The 13,500-nt window shown below is 57.2% G+C and carries 16 protein-coding genes; 12 read left to right on the top strand and 4 right to left on the bottom strand.

Annotated elements, in window-relative coordinates; all coding sequences use genetic code 11:
* Positions 1-193: 193 nt before the first annotated feature.
* From MED193_RS05375 to MED193_RS05410, 8 genes are all read left to right on the top strand, one after another.
* Positions 194-1,540 carry a substrate-binding protein gene (locus MED193_RS05375; protein ID WP_009808643.1) on the top strand — a complete coding sequence of 449 codons (1,347 nt, stop codon included), beginning with the start codon at positions 194-196 and terminating at the stop codon, positions 1,538-1,540.
* Between the two features lie 176 nt (positions 1,541-1,716).
* Complete coding sequence (locus tag MED193_RS05380; RefSeq protein ID WP_009808644.1) at positions 1,717-2,739, top strand: branched-chain amino acid ABC transporter permease; 1,023 nt, start codon at positions 1,717-1,719, stop codon at positions 2,737-2,739.
* Between the two features lie 3 nt (positions 2,740-2,742).
* Entirely contained in the window at positions 2,743-3,945 is a 1,203-nt protein-coding gene (locus MED193_RS05385; protein WP_039965927.1) for a branched-chain amino acid ABC transporter permease, read from the top strand.
* A gap of 12 nt (positions 3,946-3,957) precedes the next feature.
* Complete coding sequence (locus MED193_RS05390) at positions 3,958-4,713, top strand: ABC transporter ATP-binding protein (RefSeq protein WP_009808646.1); 756 nt, start codon at positions 3,958-3,960, stop codon at positions 4,711-4,713.
* A gap of 77 nt (positions 4,714-4,790) precedes the next feature.
* Complete coding sequence (locus tag MED193_RS05395; protein ID WP_009808647.1) at positions 4,791-5,546, top strand: ABC transporter ATP-binding protein; 756 nt, start codon at positions 4,791-4,793, stop codon at positions 5,544-5,546.
* Positions 5,547-5,784: 238 nt separating this feature from the next.
* Positions 5,785-6,033, top strand: a complete 249-nt coding sequence (locus MED193_RS05400; protein ID WP_009808648.1) for a PepSY domain-containing protein — start codon at positions 5,785-5,787, stop codon at positions 6,031-6,033.
* 74 nt (positions 6,034-6,107) lie between these two features.
* Positions 6,108-6,650, top strand: a complete 543-nt coding sequence (locus tag MED193_RS05405) for a cytochrome b/b6 domain-containing protein (protein WP_009808649.1) — start codon at positions 6,108-6,110, stop codon at positions 6,648-6,650.
* The gene (locus MED193_RS05410; RefSeq protein WP_009808650.1) at positions 6,647-7,174 is read left to right on the top strand and encodes a helix-turn-helix transcriptional regulator; all 528 of its coding nucleotides are present in this window, start codon (positions 6,647-6,649) and stop codon (positions 7,172-7,174) included. The genes MED193_RS05405 and MED193_RS05410 overlap by 4 nt, the downstream gene beginning before the upstream one ends.
* On the opposite strand, the gene MED193_RS05415 is transcribed toward MED193_RS05410, so the two are convergent.
* A complete protein-coding gene (locus MED193_RS05415) occupies positions 7,165-8,667 on the bottom strand; it encodes a class I adenylate-forming enzyme family protein (protein ID WP_009808651.1) in 1,503 nt (500 codons plus the stop codon). The genes MED193_RS05410 and MED193_RS05415 overlap by 10 nt on opposite strands.
* A 134-nt stretch (positions 8,668-8,801) precedes the next feature.
* Here MED193_RS05415 and MED193_RS05420 point away from each other — a divergent pair, with 134 nt between their 5' ends.
* The 4 genes from MED193_RS05420 to aat all read left to right on the top strand — a co-directional run bounded on the left by MED193_RS05420 (position 8,802) and on the right by aat (position 12,114).
* Complete coding sequence (locus MED193_RS05420; RefSeq protein WP_039966677.1) at positions 8,802-9,341, top strand: LuxR C-terminal-related transcriptional regulator; 540 nt, start codon at positions 8,802-8,804, stop codon at positions 9,339-9,341.
* A 181-nt stretch (positions 9,342-9,522) separates the two neighbouring features.
* On the top strand, positions 9,523-10,014 hold the full coding sequence (gene accB / locus MED193_RS05425; RefSeq protein WP_039966679.1) for an acetyl-CoA carboxylase biotin carboxyl carrier protein: 492 nt from the start codon (positions 9,523-9,525) through the stop codon (positions 10,012-10,014).
* A gap of 9 nt (positions 10,015-10,023) precedes the next feature.
* Positions 10,024-11,373, top strand: a complete 1,350-nt coding sequence (gene accC, locus MED193_RS05430) for an acetyl-CoA carboxylase biotin carboxylase subunit (protein WP_009808654.1) — start codon at positions 10,024-10,026, stop codon at positions 11,371-11,373.
* A gap of 108 nt (positions 11,374-11,481) precedes the next feature.
* The gene (aat, locus tag MED193_RS05435; RefSeq protein WP_009808655.1) at positions 11,482-12,114 is read left to right on the top strand and encodes a leucyl/phenylalanyl-tRNA--protein transferase; all 633 of its coding nucleotides are present in this window, start codon (positions 11,482-11,484) and stop codon (positions 12,112-12,114) included.
* Here aat and MED193_RS05440 read toward each other — a convergent pair.
* The 3 genes from MED193_RS05440 to MED193_RS05450 all read right to left on the bottom strand — a co-directional run bounded on the left by MED193_RS05440 (position 12,063) and on the right by MED193_RS05450 (position 13,400).
* A complete protein-coding gene (locus MED193_RS05440; RefSeq protein WP_254655489.1) occupies positions 12,063-12,410 on the bottom strand; it encodes a DUF2155 domain-containing protein in 348 nt (115 codons plus the stop codon). The two genes, aat and MED193_RS05440, sit on opposite strands and share 52 nt — an antisense overlap.
* A 50-nt stretch (positions 12,411-12,460) precedes the next feature.
* Positions 12,461-12,913, bottom strand: a complete 453-nt coding sequence (gene mlaD, locus MED193_RS05445) for an outer membrane lipid asymmetry maintenance protein MlaD (RefSeq protein WP_009808657.1) — start codon at positions 12,911-12,913, stop codon at positions 12,461-12,463.
* 100 nt (positions 12,914-13,013) lie between these two features.
* Positions 13,014-13,400, bottom strand: coding sequence for an NADH:ubiquinone oxidoreductase subunit NDUFA12 (locus tag MED193_RS05450; RefSeq protein WP_009808658.1), 387 nt, complete (start codon positions 13,398-13,400; stop codon positions 13,014-13,016).
* Between the last annotated feature and the right edge of the window lie 100 nt (positions 13,401-13,500).

A 13,500-nucleotide genomic window follows, 5' to 3' on the forward strand; every position in this document is an offset into this window, starting at 1 on the left:
TCTGCACTGCAACATAAGAAAGTTTACAGAATACCGATGAATACTGTGCATTTGTTCACAGAATAGATGATCATTTCAAGGGTTTTATTGCGCAATTTTACAACTGCCTCCCATACTGATTTTGCACAAAACGTGCGGACGCCTGGGCAGAAGTGAGGAGCTGCTCAGCGTTTTACACATAAGGGAGGAATTTATGTCCAAGTCAGCATTCTCGCGTCGCGGGGTCCTGAAATCAGGCGCTCTCGCAGGCACTGGCCTTGCGCTTCCAACAATTTTTACCGCGTCTTCTGCAGCCGCGTTCACCAATGACCCAACTGGCAGCTCGGTCACTCTGGGTTTCAACGTTCCGCAGACTGGCCCCTACGCCGATGAGGGCGCCGACGAACTGCGCGCCTATCAGCTGGCAGTTGAGCACCTGAACGGTGGCGGCGACGGCGGCATGATGAACACCTTCTCGTCCAAAGAGTTGCAGGGCAACGGCATCCTGGGCAAAGAGGTCAAGTTCGTCACCGGCGATACCCAGACAAAGTCTGACGCGGCCCGTGCTTCGGCCAAGTCGATGATCGAAAAAGACGGCGCGGTCATGATCACTGGTGGCTCGTCCTCTGGTGTGGCTATCGCTGTTCAGGGTCTGTGCCAGGAAGCTGGCGTCATCTTCATGGCAGGCCTAACGCACTCCAACGACACCACCGGTAAAGACAAGAAAGCCAATGGCTTCCGTCACTTCTTTAACGGTTACATGTCCGGTGCCGCGCTGGCGCCAGTGCTTAAGAACCTCTATGGCACCGATCGTAACGCCTACCACCTGACCGCCGACTACACCTGGGGTTGGACGCAGGAAGAATCCATCGCAGCTGCCACCGAAGCTCTGGGCTGGAACACCGTTGAAAAAGTGCGCACGCCACTGGCTGCCACTGACTTCTCTTCCTACATTGCCCCGGTTTTGAACTCCGGCGCGGACGTGCTGGTTCTGAACCACTACGGCGGTAACATGGTGAACTCGCTGACCAACGCGGTTCAGTTTGGCCTGCGTGAGAAGGTCGTGAATGGCAAGAACTTCGAAATCGTTGTTCCGCTCTATTCGCGTCTGATGGCGAAAGGTGCGGGTGCCAACGTTAAAGGTATCCACGGTTCCACCAACTGGCACTGGTCCCTGCAGGACGAAGGCAGCCAGGCCTTTGTGCGCTCCTTTGGTACCAAGTACGGCTTCCCACCCAGCCAGGCGGCACATACCGTTTACTGCCAGACACTGCTTTATGCAGATGCGGTTCAGCGCGCCGGGTCCTTCAACCCATGTGCGGTGGTCGAAGCTCTGGAAGATTATGAGTTCGACGGTCTGGGCAACGGTAAAACACTGTACCGTGGCGAAGATCACCAGTGCTTCAAAGATGTTCTTGTCGTTCGTGGTAAAGAAAACCCCACGTCCGAGTTTGACCTTCTGGAAGTTGTTGAAGTCACACCTGCTGCACAGGTTACCTACCCTGCGGATCACCCAATGTTTGCGGGTGGTGCACTGGGCAGCTGTAACTCGGGCGCCTAAGTCAGGTCATCTTAGCCGGGCGCTTTCGTTAGCGCCCGGCACTTTATCTTCATTCTGACATCGCGGTTTCTCCTGGCGCGGCTTAGGCCGTGGGAGCGTGCCGTTAAGACGGGGCATGAGGCCTCGCAGGGTCAGAATCCACCACTTCCACATCGAAGAACCCAAGGGTGGGGACTATGGACGCAATCCTATTGCAAATTTTAAACGGGCTGGACAAAGGCTCTGCCTATGCGCTGATCGCGCTAGGCCTGACACTCATTTTTGGCACGCTGGGCGTGGTGAACTTTGCACATGGTGCTCTGTTCATGATCGGTGCATTTTGTGCCGTTACCCTGCAGCGCATGCTGAGCCTCAGCTATGTGGTCATCGACGAAACCCAAAAGGATTTCCTAGGCAACCCGCTGAAAGTAAAGACACCCTATGTGGAGAGTTGGTTCGGCCCGGAAATGGGCGGGGCCATAATAGACTGGGCGGTGCCCCTCGCGATCCTCTTTGCCATTCCGATCATGATCACCGTTGGCTTTGTGATGGAACGCGGGTTGATCAAACACTTTTACAAGCGCGAACATGCGGATCAGATCCTGGTGACCTTTGGCCTGGCCATCGTGTTGCAGGAGGTGATCAAGTATTTCTACGGCGCCAACCCGATCCAGACCCCCTCGCCCGAAGCGCTGAGCGGTGTGGCCAATGTCGGGGCGCTGTTTGGGATGGATATCGTCTATCCGGTCTGGCGCATTGTCTACTTCTTCTTCTCGGTCATCATCATCGGCGGCATTTTCTCCTTCCTGCAGTTCACCACCTTTGGGATGGTTGTGCGGGCAGGCATGGCAGATCGTGAGACCGTCGGATTGCTCGGCATCAATATCGACCGCCGCTTTACCATTATGTTTGGCATCGCTGCAGCCGTCGCGGGCCTGGCCGGGGTGATGTATACTCCGATCAACTCCCCCAATTACCACATGGGCATGGACTTCCTGGTGCTGAGCTTTGTGGTTGTGGTTGTGGGCGGCATGGGCTCCCTGCCCGGCGCTGTGCTTGCCGGCTTCATGCTGGGTATTCTTGAGAGCTTTGCCTCGATGAACGAGATCAAATCTATCCTTCCCGGTATCGACCAAATCATCATCTACGTTGTCGCGATCATTATTCTGCTCACCCGTCCGCGGGGTCTGATGGGCCGCAAAGGCGTGATGGAGGAATAACACATGTTCGGACTAGATAATAAAGACACTCGGATGCTCTTGGTCGTCGCAGTACTGACGCTTTGCGCTCCCTTCATTCTCAATCCATTCCCCACTGACAGCGCCATGGCGCAGTTCAACGCGGGCTACCCGGATCTGATGCAACGCTTTGTGATCTTTGGCATCTTTGCCATCGGTTTCAATATTCTCTTTGGCCTCACCGGCTATCTCTCCTTTGGCCATGCGGCCTTCCTGGGTGTCGGTTCCTACTCTGCGGTTTGGATGTTCAAACTGCTGAGCATGAACGTGGTGCCGGCCATTATGCTTTCGGTGGTGATCTCCGGTCTGTTTGCGCTGCTTATTGGCTTTGTCTCTCTCAGACGCTCGGGCATCTACTTCTCGATCCTGACGCTGGCCTTTGCCCAGATGTCCTTTAACCTGGCCTATTCGGTGCTGACGCCCATCACCAATGGTGAAACCGGCCTGCAGCTGACACTGGAAGACCCCCGCGTCTTGGGCGTGTCCGCCACCGCTGATGGCTCGATCCCGGTGACCAACCTCTTTGGCATGGAAATGCGCTCAACCTTCGAGATGGTTGTGGGGCCTTGGGCCTTCCAGTTCAACGCCGGCTACTACCTTTGTGCCTTGATCCTGTTGGCAGCTTTCTATCTGTCGATCCGCATCTTCCGCTCTCCCTTTGGCATGATGCTGAGAGCTGTTAAGTCCAACCAGCAGCGGATGAACTATACCGGCCTCAACACCAAGCCCTACACATTGGCGGCCTTTGTGATCTCTGGCATGTATGCGGGTCTGGCCGGTGGTCTAATGGCCTCGATGGATCCTCTTGCAGGCGCTGAGCGTATGCAGTGGACCGCTTCGGGTGAGGTCGTTCTGATGACGATCCTGGGCGGCGCGGGCACCCTGATTGGTCCGGTACTGGGCGCAGGCTTCATCAAATACTTCGAGAACATCTTCTCCAAGATCAACGACAACGTCCTGCATGGCTGGTTCAGCTTTATGCCAGATGGGCTTGAGGACTTTGTGGTCTTCATCATCCACCCCTTTATCGGCAAGGGCTGGCACCTGACCCTGGGCATCCTGTTCATGCTGGTTGTGGTCTTCCTGCCTGGCGGTCTGGTCGAGGGTGGTCAGCGCATCGCCAAATGGGTGAAGGGTCGTAAAAACAAAGACGACTCCGCCTCTGCCACTAAAACCCCTGCGGAATAAGGAGACGGATTGATGGGTATTCTTGAAGTCAAAAACGTAGGCAAACGCTTTGGTGGCCTGCAAGCGCTGGGAGATGTGAATCTCAGCGTTAAGGAAAACACTGTCCACGCCATTATCGGACCCAATGGCGCGGGCAAATCCACCCTGCTGAACTGCCTGGTGGGCAAACTGATCCCGGATACTGGATCGGTAATGTTTGACGGGCAGTCGGTGCTGGGGCGCAAACCCTATGAGATCAACCAGATGGGCATCAGCCGCGTGTTCCAAACACCTGAAATCTTTGGCGATCTCACGGTGATGGAAAACATGCTGATCCCCTGTTTTGCCAAACGTGATGGCGCGTTCTCCTTGAACGCGATCACCTCGGTTCCCAGCGAAACAGACGTGATCGAGAAAGCCGAGGCCATGCTGGTTGAGATGAATATGGCAGACAAGCGCCATATGCACTCTGCATCACTGTCACGCGGGGATAAACGCCGTCTTGAGATCGGCATGTGCCTATCCCAGGAACCGCGTCTGCTCTTGTTGGATGAACCCACCGCCGGGATGGCGCGGGCGGATACCAACAACACCATTGATCTGCTGAAAGAGATCAAGGATCAGCGCGATATCACCATCGCCATTATCGAGCACGACATGCATGTGGTGTTCTCGCTAGCGGATCGGATTACTGTTCTGGCCCAGGGCACCCCCCTGGTCGAGGATGATCCGCAGAACATCCGAGGCAATCCCAAAGTGCGCGAAGCCTATCTCGGCGAGTCGGCGTAAAAACGGACACTCCCGGCCCATCCAGTCAGGCAGCAGCCTCAGGCCTGGATGGGTCAGAGTAAGAAAGGACAAGACAGATGAACGTCAAACCCGACTTTTCCAAGAACGCCAACCAGGCGACCACCGCGCCGGCTTTTCTGTCGGTCTGGGACATGCATGCCTATTACGGCGAAAGCTATATCGTGCAGGGCATCAACTTTAACGTCCACGAGGGCGAAATCCTCGCCCTGCTGGGCCGCAACGGTGCCGGCAAGACCTCGACCCTGCGTTCCATCGCCCGCACTGGATCGCCAATGGTGACCCAAGGGGAGATCTGGCTGGATCACCAACCGCTGCACCTGATGGAAAGCCATGAGGCGGCCGCCGCTGGCTTGGGGCTGGTGCCCGAAGATCGCCGCATCATTGCGGGCCTCACAGTCGAGGAAAACCTGCAGCTGGCGCAGATCGCCCCGCCCATCGGCTGGTCGATCGACCGTCTGTATGACCTCTTCCCCCGCCTGGGGGAACGCCGCAAGCAGGAGGGTGTAACCCTGTCAGGCGGTGAGCAACAAATGCTGGCCATCGCCCGCGCCCTGGCGCGTGACATCAAGGTGCTGTTGCTGGACGAACCCTATGAAGGCCTGGCGCCGGTGATTGTGGATGAGATCGAAAAGACACTCATGCACGTCAAAGAACAGGGCATGACCACCATTTTGGTGGAACAGAATGCGGTAAGGGCGCTGGAACTGGCTGATCGCGCCGTCATCCTCGACACCGGCGGCATCGTCTTTGATGGCTCTGCGGCTGAGGTTCTGGAAAACGCCGAACTGCGCGCTGAATATCTGGCGATCTGACCCCCTACAGCTCATCCTTCTAGCCTCGGGTTCGTGTGAAACCCTGTTAGCCGGTTCCTCTTCTGGAACCGGCTTCTTTTTTGAACGGCCCCCTCCCCTGTTTCCCCTAAACCCCGGTTATATACGCCTGTCTCTGGCCAGATTTAAGCCTCAGAGCCTATTCCCCTTTTCCAAGGGTCTCCCCGATATGCAGACAAGGCCCGCATTCGTGTGGCCAGTGAAACTAAGGAGACACCCAATGCTGAAACGTTCCGTACAGATCCTCGCTCTTGCCACCCTGATCCCTGTCGCCGCCCTCGCTTCCAGCGACAAGCCCAGCCCAGACGTCGAAGCCAAGATCCGCGCCACGCTGACTGAACAGGGTTACGAGGTCCGCAAGGTCGAGAAGGAAGACGGGGAATACGAGGCCTATGCCCTTAAGGATGGCCAAAAATTGGAGATCTACATGAACGATAAGATGGAAATTATCCGCATCGAAGAAGACTGATCCCACGGACCGGCAATCAGGCGGGTGCGGCCCTGACCGCCCTGCCCCTGCCCTCAAGTATGAGATTGACTGCTATGCAAAGTTACTATGTCTGGGATCCGCTTGTGCGGCTGTTTCATTGGTCGCTCGTGATCCTCTTCGCCGTCAACGCCCTGATAACCGATCCAGAGGCCCGGCTGCATGAGCTCTTGGGATATGCTGTGCTGGGCCTCATCGGCTTACGCCTGATCTGGGGAATAGTTGGCAGCCGCTATGCGCGGTTTTCCAGCTTTCCCCCCAGCATATCGGGGGCTGTGGGGCACCTCACCGAAATTGCGACGGGCCGCACACAAAAACATAAGGGGCATTCTCCCCTCGGAGCGCTGATGATCTACAATCTGTTGATCACACTGACAGGCATCGGGTTGAGCGGATATCTGATGACAACGGATATGTTCTGGGGCACCGAATGGCCCGAAGACCTACACGAGGCGCTGGTCACATGGGCCGAATTATCGGTGGTGCTGCATGTGGCAGCTGTGATTTTCGAAAGCCGCCGTACCCAGGTCAAACTGGCGCGCGCGATGATCACCGGTTACAAGGAGGTGGCGACAGGCGAAACGGAGTCCTCACCTTGACCAACAGAAGATCCGATCCGGCACACCCAACAGTTCTGGTCGCCCTCATCGTGGTGCAGTCGATCTGCGCCGCGATTTTCTTCGGCGATATTGTGGCTGACCTGATGTTTCCCGACCCCCAGGAAACAGAGGGACAACATGCCTATCTCGAAGCCATCGCCACCTTCGGGTTGATCGCAGCCATCGTGATCGAAGGGCGTATCCTGATGTGGCTGTTGCGCCGTAAAGCACATCTTGAGACCAGCCTGCGCAACGCACAGGGCGCCATTGAAGAGGTGATCGATGCGGAATTTTCCTCTTGGAAACTGACCCCAGCCGAACAAGACGTCGCCACCTTTCTGGTCAAGGGCCTCAGCACCGGTGAAATCGCACAGATGCGGGGCAGTGCCGAGGGCACGGTGAAGGCCCAGCTTAACGCGATCTATCGCAAATCAGGGAGTAGTAACCGCGCAGAACTGATGAGCCTTCTCATTGACACGCTCATGGGGCAACGTGTCTCCCCTGACCTACCCGATCAGCCCTGAAATCGCGCCCGCAGCTCGGTCTTCAGAACCTTGCCATAGTTGTTCTTGGGCAGTTCCTGAACAAAGACATAGGCCTTGGGGCATTTGAAGCGGGCAATATGGTCCCGACAGAGCCCGTCGAGCTCAACCTCTGGGACTTGCCCAACCACAAAGGCCACCACCTCTTCGCCCCAATCGCCATGAGGGCGCCCTACAACAGAGACCTCCCGCACCTCGGGATGCATCAGCAGCACCTCTTCCACCTCGCGGGGGTAAATGTTGGATCCTCCTGAAATTATCAGATCTTTGGAGCGGTCCTGCAGGGTCAGATAGCCTGCGGCGTCCAAAACCCCCATATCGCCCGTCATCAGCCAGCCCCCCTTGAGGGTTTCTGCGGAGGCTTCTGGGTTGTTCCAATAGCCGGGCATCACCGCATCGCCACGCACCATGATCTCGCCCATTTCCCCTACGTATTGGGGATTGCCTGCGCTATCCCCAATACGTAGCTCAACCCCGCTTTGCGCCCGGCCCACACCGCAGAGGCGCGATTTCCAGCCAGGATGCACCCGGTCGCTCACCTCTGAGCGTCGCAGGGCCGTGATGCCCATGGGACATTCCCCCTGGCCATAGATCTGGATAAAAATCGGACCAAAATACGCTTCGGCCTCGATGATATCGGCCAGGTACATCGGCCCGCCAGCATAGATCACACTGCGCAGCCCCGCGCCAGAGCGCCCCTGCGCCTTGGCCACCGCCGTCATGCGCGTGACCATGGTAGGGGCCGCAAACATTTGTACCCGGCCAAAATGCGCCGCCAGATCAAGGATCTCCATCTCATCAAATCCGCCGGATACAGGGCAGACATGTGCCGCTCCCACCAGAACATGCAGCATGTTATAGAGACCAGCGCCATGGCTCATGGGGGCTGCATAAAGGATCTGATCCGCACCTGTGGCCACATCCACATCCGAAAAATAGCACAGCGAGACCGCCATCAGCATCCGGTGGGTGATCTGCACCCCCTTTGGCTGCCCAGTGGTGCCGGAGGTATAAAATAGCCAGGCCAGATCCTCTGCATCGCGCGGCATAGGTGCCTCAACCGGGGCGCAGGCCATGGCCGCGTCAAAGGCCGGTTCTGCGATTGACACCACAAGGGTAGCAACCTCAGCCGCTACTAGGGCGTCATCCAGGCCTGGACTGACAAAGACCAGGCCCGCGCCCGCATCTTGTAAAATGAACCGGGCCTCGCGGCCATGCAATTTGGCATTGATCGGCACTGCCGCAGCGCCGGCATACCAGATACCATAGAGTGTGATCAGATACTCCGGGCAGTTCTTCATAAACAGGGCAACCCTGTCTCCCGGCTCCACCCCCTGTGCCTGCAACCAGCCCGCCAGCGCCGCCGCCTGTTGATGAAAGACGCGATAATCCGCCACCAGATCCCGCCCAAGATAGAGAGCCGGCCGACACCCATCTCTCTGCGCCTGCCGGTACAGCCATTGTGCGATATTCATCGCCTCATCTCCCCAATTATCCTAGGCCTTCATACTCCCGCCCCGGAGCCTTGCGACAAAGAGCCTGCCAAAAACAACCTTCCATGGTGCAGCTTTTGCTTCAATTCCGCAAAAATACCCGGTTAATAGAGCCCATGAGCGATATAGCCTTTGACCATGCCCCTGTGGGCCTCGCCGTTTTGGAAAACCGTGTCATCAAGCGGTGTAATCTGCAATTTGCGGCCACTTTTGGCGGTGCTGCGGAGGATCACATTGATGTCCTGATTGCCAAGCTTTACCCCAGCCAGGAGGACTACCAGCGTATCGGCCAGTTGCTGCGACAGGACGAAGGCGCCAAATCTGGGCTCTATAATGACGAACGCATCATGCGCCGTCTGTCCGGCGAATTGTTCTGGTGCCGGGTGCGGGGACGATCCATCAGCCCGCAGGACCCCTTTCGTACCGGCATCTGGTCTTTTGCCGATATCTCAGAGGATCGCCCCGTCGTGAGCCTCACCCCACGTGAGCGTGAAGTAGCAATCCTCACCTGCAAAGGGCTCTCAGCCAAGGAAATCGGGCTAAAGCTGGATCTGTCTTATCGCACAATCGAGACCCATCGCGCCCATCTTTTGCAAAAATTCAACGCCCGCAAACTGCCAGAACTGGTGGCCAAACTCAGCGGCATGCCGCTCTGATAGGCAAATTTCGACGATATTTTTGGCTCAGAGATTGCGAATCCCGCCAAGCCTGCCCATTTTGTGACCAGAATCGACAGCGCTTTCCTTGTGGTAAAGCTTGCCCTATAAGCGCTTCTAATTTCATGGCTGCCCCGGGGGCAGACCAGTGGCAGACCTGTCGGAACCGGCTGAGGACACAATGACAAATAAAACGCACGAAGCAGATGTGGCATTCATCAAGGCATTGGCCGAATTGCTGCGGGACAATGACCTGACCGAACTTGAGGTCAAACGCGACTATAGCGAAGATGACAGCCTGAATGTGCGCGTCTCGCGTCAGGCTGTTGTGGCTGCTGCCGCTCCGGTACAAGTTGCCGCCCCCGTTGCCGCAGCACCAGCTGCCGCAGCCCCGGCTTCTGCGCCCGAAGCCGCAACCGCTGAGGACCCCGCCAACCACCCCGGCGCGGTTACTTCGCCTATGGTGGGGACCGTTTATCTGCAAGCAGAGCCTGGTGCCCCGGCCTTTATAAGCGTTGGAAAACAGGTCAACGAGGGCGACACCCTATTGATCGTGGAAGCGATGAAAACCATGAACCACATCCCGGCGCCAAAATCCGGCACCGTCAAGCGCATCCTGGTTGAAGATGGCGCTGCCGTCGAATTCGGATCTCCGCTGGCCATCATCGAGTAAGGGCAGCCCATGTTTGACAAGATCCTGATTGCCAACCGCGGAGAGATTGCGCTGCGCGTGATCCGGGCCTGCCGCGAGATGGGTATCAAGTCGGTTGCTGTGCATTCCACTGCTGATGCCGATGCGATGCATGTGCGTATGGCCGACGAATCCGTCTGTATCGGCCCGCCCTCAGGCGCGCAGAGCTACCTGTCTATTCCGGCCATTATCTCGGCCTGCGAGATCACCGGCGCTCAAGCCGTGCACCCTGGCTATGGCTTTTTGTCGGAAAACGCCAATTTTGTTCAGATCATTGAAGATCACGGTCTGACCTTTATTGGACCTTCCGCCGCAGATATCCGCACTATGGGGGACAAGATCACCGCCAAGGACACGGCCCAGAAACTGGGTATCCCGGTTGTTCCCGGTTCTGAAGGCGGCGTGCCCGATGTGGAAAGCGCCCGCAAGGCCGCTGCCGACATGGGCTACCCGGTGATTATCAAGGCAACCGCCGGTGGTGGCGGGCGCGGCATGAAGGTGGCCACCTCAGCGGCTGACATCGATGTGGCCTTTTCCACTGCACGTTCGGAAGCCAAGGCTGCCTTTGGCAATGACGAAGTCTATATGGAGAAATACCTCCAGAAACCGCGTCATATCGAAGTTCAGGTCTTTGGCGATGGCAAGGGCAACGGCGTGCATCTGGCCGAACGCGATTGTTCGCTGCAGCGCCGCCACCAGAAGGTTTTTGAGGAGGCTCCCGGCCCCTGCATCACCCCTGAAGAGCGTGCCCGTATTGGCAAAATCTGTGCTGATGCCGTTGGCGCCATGTCCTATTCCGGGGCTGGCACCGTTGAATTCCTTTATGAAGATGGCGAGTTCTACTTCATCGAGATGAACACCCGACTGCAGGTGGAACATCCCGTCACTGAGGCCATCTTTGGTGTTGATCTGGTGCGTGAACAGATCCGCGTTGCCGCTGGCATGCCGCTGTCGTTCACCCAGGATGATCTGGTCATCAATGGGCATTCCATTGAAGTTCGGATCAATGCTGAAAAGCTGCCGAACTTCTCTCCCTGCCCCGGTAAGATTACCGCTTACCATGCCCCTGGTGGTCTGGGCGTGCGGATGGATTCGGCGCTTTATGATGGCTATTCGATCCCGCCCTATTACGACAGCCTGATTGGCAAGCTGATTGTGCATGGCCGTGATCGCCCCGAAGCCCTGGCGCGTCTGAGCCGAGCCCTGGGTGAGCTGATCGCCGATGGGATCGACACTACCGTACCGCTGTTTCACGCCCTGCTGGCAGAGCCAGACGTGCAGTCTGGCGACTATGGCATTCATTGGCTGGAACGCTGGCTTGAAGAAAACCTCGGGGGATAAGCCCCCACCTGTATCGGGGCGTTCTGTAACGGAACGCCCCTTTTTCATTTAGCGATTTATGTGCCCCTGTGGCTCCGTCCCTTCTTTCTTTGATGGTCAGGCAAATCAATGAGCCTCACTCCGGATCTTTTGCTACATGCCTATTCCATCGGTGTTTTCCCGATGGCCGAGCACCGCGAAGATGAGGAGGTTTTCTGGGTCGACCCCAAACATCGCGGCATCTTCCCTCTTGATGGCTTCCATATCTCGCGCTCGCTGGCCAAGACCATTCGGCGCGCAGACTATGCGGTTTCAGTGAACCGCGCCTTTAGCGATGTGGTGATGGCCTGCGCGGATCGCACAGAAACCTGGATCAATGCGGAGATCTTTGCGCGTTACCAAGATCTCCATGCCATGGGCCATGCGCATTCGCTGGAAGTCTGGGACCAGGACAGGCTGGTGGGCGGTGTTTATGGTGTATCCTTGGGAGGGGGGTTTTTCGGCGAAAGCATGTTCTCGCGCCAACGCGACACCTCAAAGATTGCCCTTGCCTACCTGATGGACCGCCTGCGCCAATCAGGGTTTCAGCTCTGTGACACGCAATTCCTAACCCCGCATCTGGCCTCGCTTGGGGCGATAGAGATCAGCCGTGCGGCTTATAAGGCCCGGTTGCAACTCGCCCTGGAGCACGAGGCCGATTTTGAAGCGCCTCAGCTGCCCTCGCCGACACTGCTCTTGCAGCGGATGACCCAGACATCATAGCGCGCGTGATCCAGCGCTGACAGGGCCGGGCTGGAGGCAATCATCCAACCGTCAAAAAACACTTCCCCATTTAGCGGGTCGCGAATGGTGAGATAGGCATAGGCATCGCCCGTTGGGTTCGCAGCTGGATAGCGGCACTCCGTCAGAGTAACGATTAGCCCATAGATCTCGGCGCTGCCACCAATCTGGACTTCGATGTCCGTATGGTGTCCGTTGACCTTATCCAACCCCCGCAATACCGCAGAATCCCCGGTCTCCGCAGGAACCTGCGCGGCGGCGGCGCCCCCCAGAGCAATAGCTGCTGCCCCCGAAAGGGCAAGCTTACGCAGGAGAGCAACGGCAGAGATCACGAGTCGTCTCCGCTGCCGGAAACAAACTTAACCAAAAGCGATATCAAGCTCACCGCGCCCTGCGTGTCCAGCACCTCATCGCCAGGCTCAAAGTTAAAGGGCGAGCCACCCGGCATCACCTCAACAAAATTGCCCCCTAGCAAACCCTCGGATGAGATAATCACCGCACTGTCATCTGGCACCTCGATGCCCTCAAGAACCGAGAAACGGGTATCCGCCCGGAAGGTCTGCGCGTTCAGCTCCACCCCGGTGACAGTACCAATCTTCACCCCAGCGAGACGCACATCCGTGCCCACGCCAACCCCTTCCAGCGAACGGAATGAGGCGGTGAGCTCATAACCGCTGTTGCCGGTGGACAGCCCGGCGACCTGCCCCGCATAGACGGCAAAACCGATGGCCGCGGCGAGAACAAGCCCACCTGTCAGAACTTCAGTGGTGTTGTGCGACATAGCGTTTCTGCCTAGATCTATGGGTCAAAAAGAGGAAAGGACCAAAGGGCAGCAACGCCCTTGGGTCCAATGATATCGTAATCAGTCCCTGCAAAGAGGCCTATTCCGGCGCCCAGGCCTCATAGTCGCTGCGTGCCTCTGGGCTGGACCCACTACGGATCGAGCCCGCAGGGGCATAGGCGTTCAGGGTGCCGGTCAGGTTTTCCTGATGTGGCTTTTCCCAGGCCTTATGCGCCAGTGGCTTTTTGCTGGGCAGCTCATCAAAGGTGCGATGCAACCAGCCATGCCAGTTAACGTCAATGCGTGAGGCTTCAACTTCGCCGTTGAAGATCACCCAACGACGGCTGTCATCGGCATTGTGATAGAACACATTGCCCTGGTCATCCTCTCCCACCTTGATCCCCTTACGGGCGGTAAAGATCTGGGTATTCAGCGTCTGACCGTTCCACCAGGTCACAGCGCGCAAAAGAGTGTTCAGGATTCCCATGAATGCCTCCGAAGATTTCCATAACCGTATGACGCAAATTCCCGCCAAGGTCCAGTGGCTTGCACCAGCATCCAGCGGCCTTGGCGGGTTTTGGCAAGTC

Source organism: Roseobacter sp. MED193, assembly GCF_000152965.1.
Taxonomy (GTDB): Bacteria; Pseudomonadota; Alphaproteobacteria; order Rhodobacterales; family Rhodobacteraceae; genus Pseudophaeobacter.

Excerpts from the sequence above, each read along its gene's own strand:
- mlaD (WP_009808657.1), bottom strand. The coding sequence starts at position 12,913 with ATGTCGCACAACACCACTGAAGTTCTGACAGGTGGGCTTGTTCTCGCC.
- MED193_RS05375 (WP_009808643.1), top strand. The coding sequence starts at position 194 with ATGTCCAAGTCAGCATTCTCGCGTCGCGGGGTCCTGAAATCAGGCGCT.
- MED193_RS05380 (WP_009808644.1), top strand. The coding sequence starts at position 1,717 with ATGGACGCAATCCTATTGCAAATTTTAAACGGGCTGGACAAAGGCTCT.
- aat (WP_009808655.1), top strand. The coding sequence starts at position 11,482 with ATGAGCCTCACTCCGGATCTTTTGCTACATGCCTATTCCATCGGTGTT.
- MED193_RS05400 (WP_009808648.1), top strand. The coding sequence starts at position 5,785 with ATGCTGAAACGTTCCGTACAGATCCTCGCTCTTGCCACCCTGATCCCT.
- MED193_RS05390 (WP_009808646.1), top strand. The coding sequence starts at position 3,958 with ATGGGTATTCTTGAAGTCAAAAACGTAGGCAAACGCTTTGGTGGCCTG.
- MED193_RS05450 (WP_009808658.1), bottom strand. The coding sequence starts at position 13,400 with ATGGGAATCCTGAACACTCTTTTGCGCGCTGTGACCTGGTGGAACGGT.
- MED193_RS05415 (WP_009808651.1), bottom strand. The coding sequence starts at position 8,667 with ATGAATATCGCACAATGGCTGTACCGGCAGGCGCAGAGAGATGGGTGT.
- MED193_RS05395 (WP_009808647.1), top strand. The coding sequence starts at position 4,791 with ATGAACGTCAAACCCGACTTTTCCAAGAACGCCAACCAGGCGACCACC.
- accC (WP_009808654.1), top strand. The coding sequence starts at position 10,024 with ATGTTTGACAAGATCCTGATTGCCAACCGCGGAGAGATTGCGCTGCGC.
- MED193_RS05420 (WP_039966677.1), top strand. The coding sequence starts at position 8,802 with ATGAGCGATATAGCCTTTGACCATGCCCCTGTGGGCCTCGCCGTTTTG.
- accB (WP_039966679.1), top strand. The coding sequence starts at position 9,523 with ATGACAAATAAAACGCACGAAGCAGATGTGGCATTCATCAAGGCATTG.
- MED193_RS05405 (WP_009808649.1), top strand. The coding sequence starts at position 6,108 with ATGCAAAGTTACTATGTCTGGGATCCGCTTGTGCGGCTGTTTCATTGG.
- MED193_RS05385 (WP_039965927.1), top strand. The coding sequence starts at position 2,743 with ATGTTCGGACTAGATAATAAAGACACTCGGATGCTCTTGGTCGTCGCA.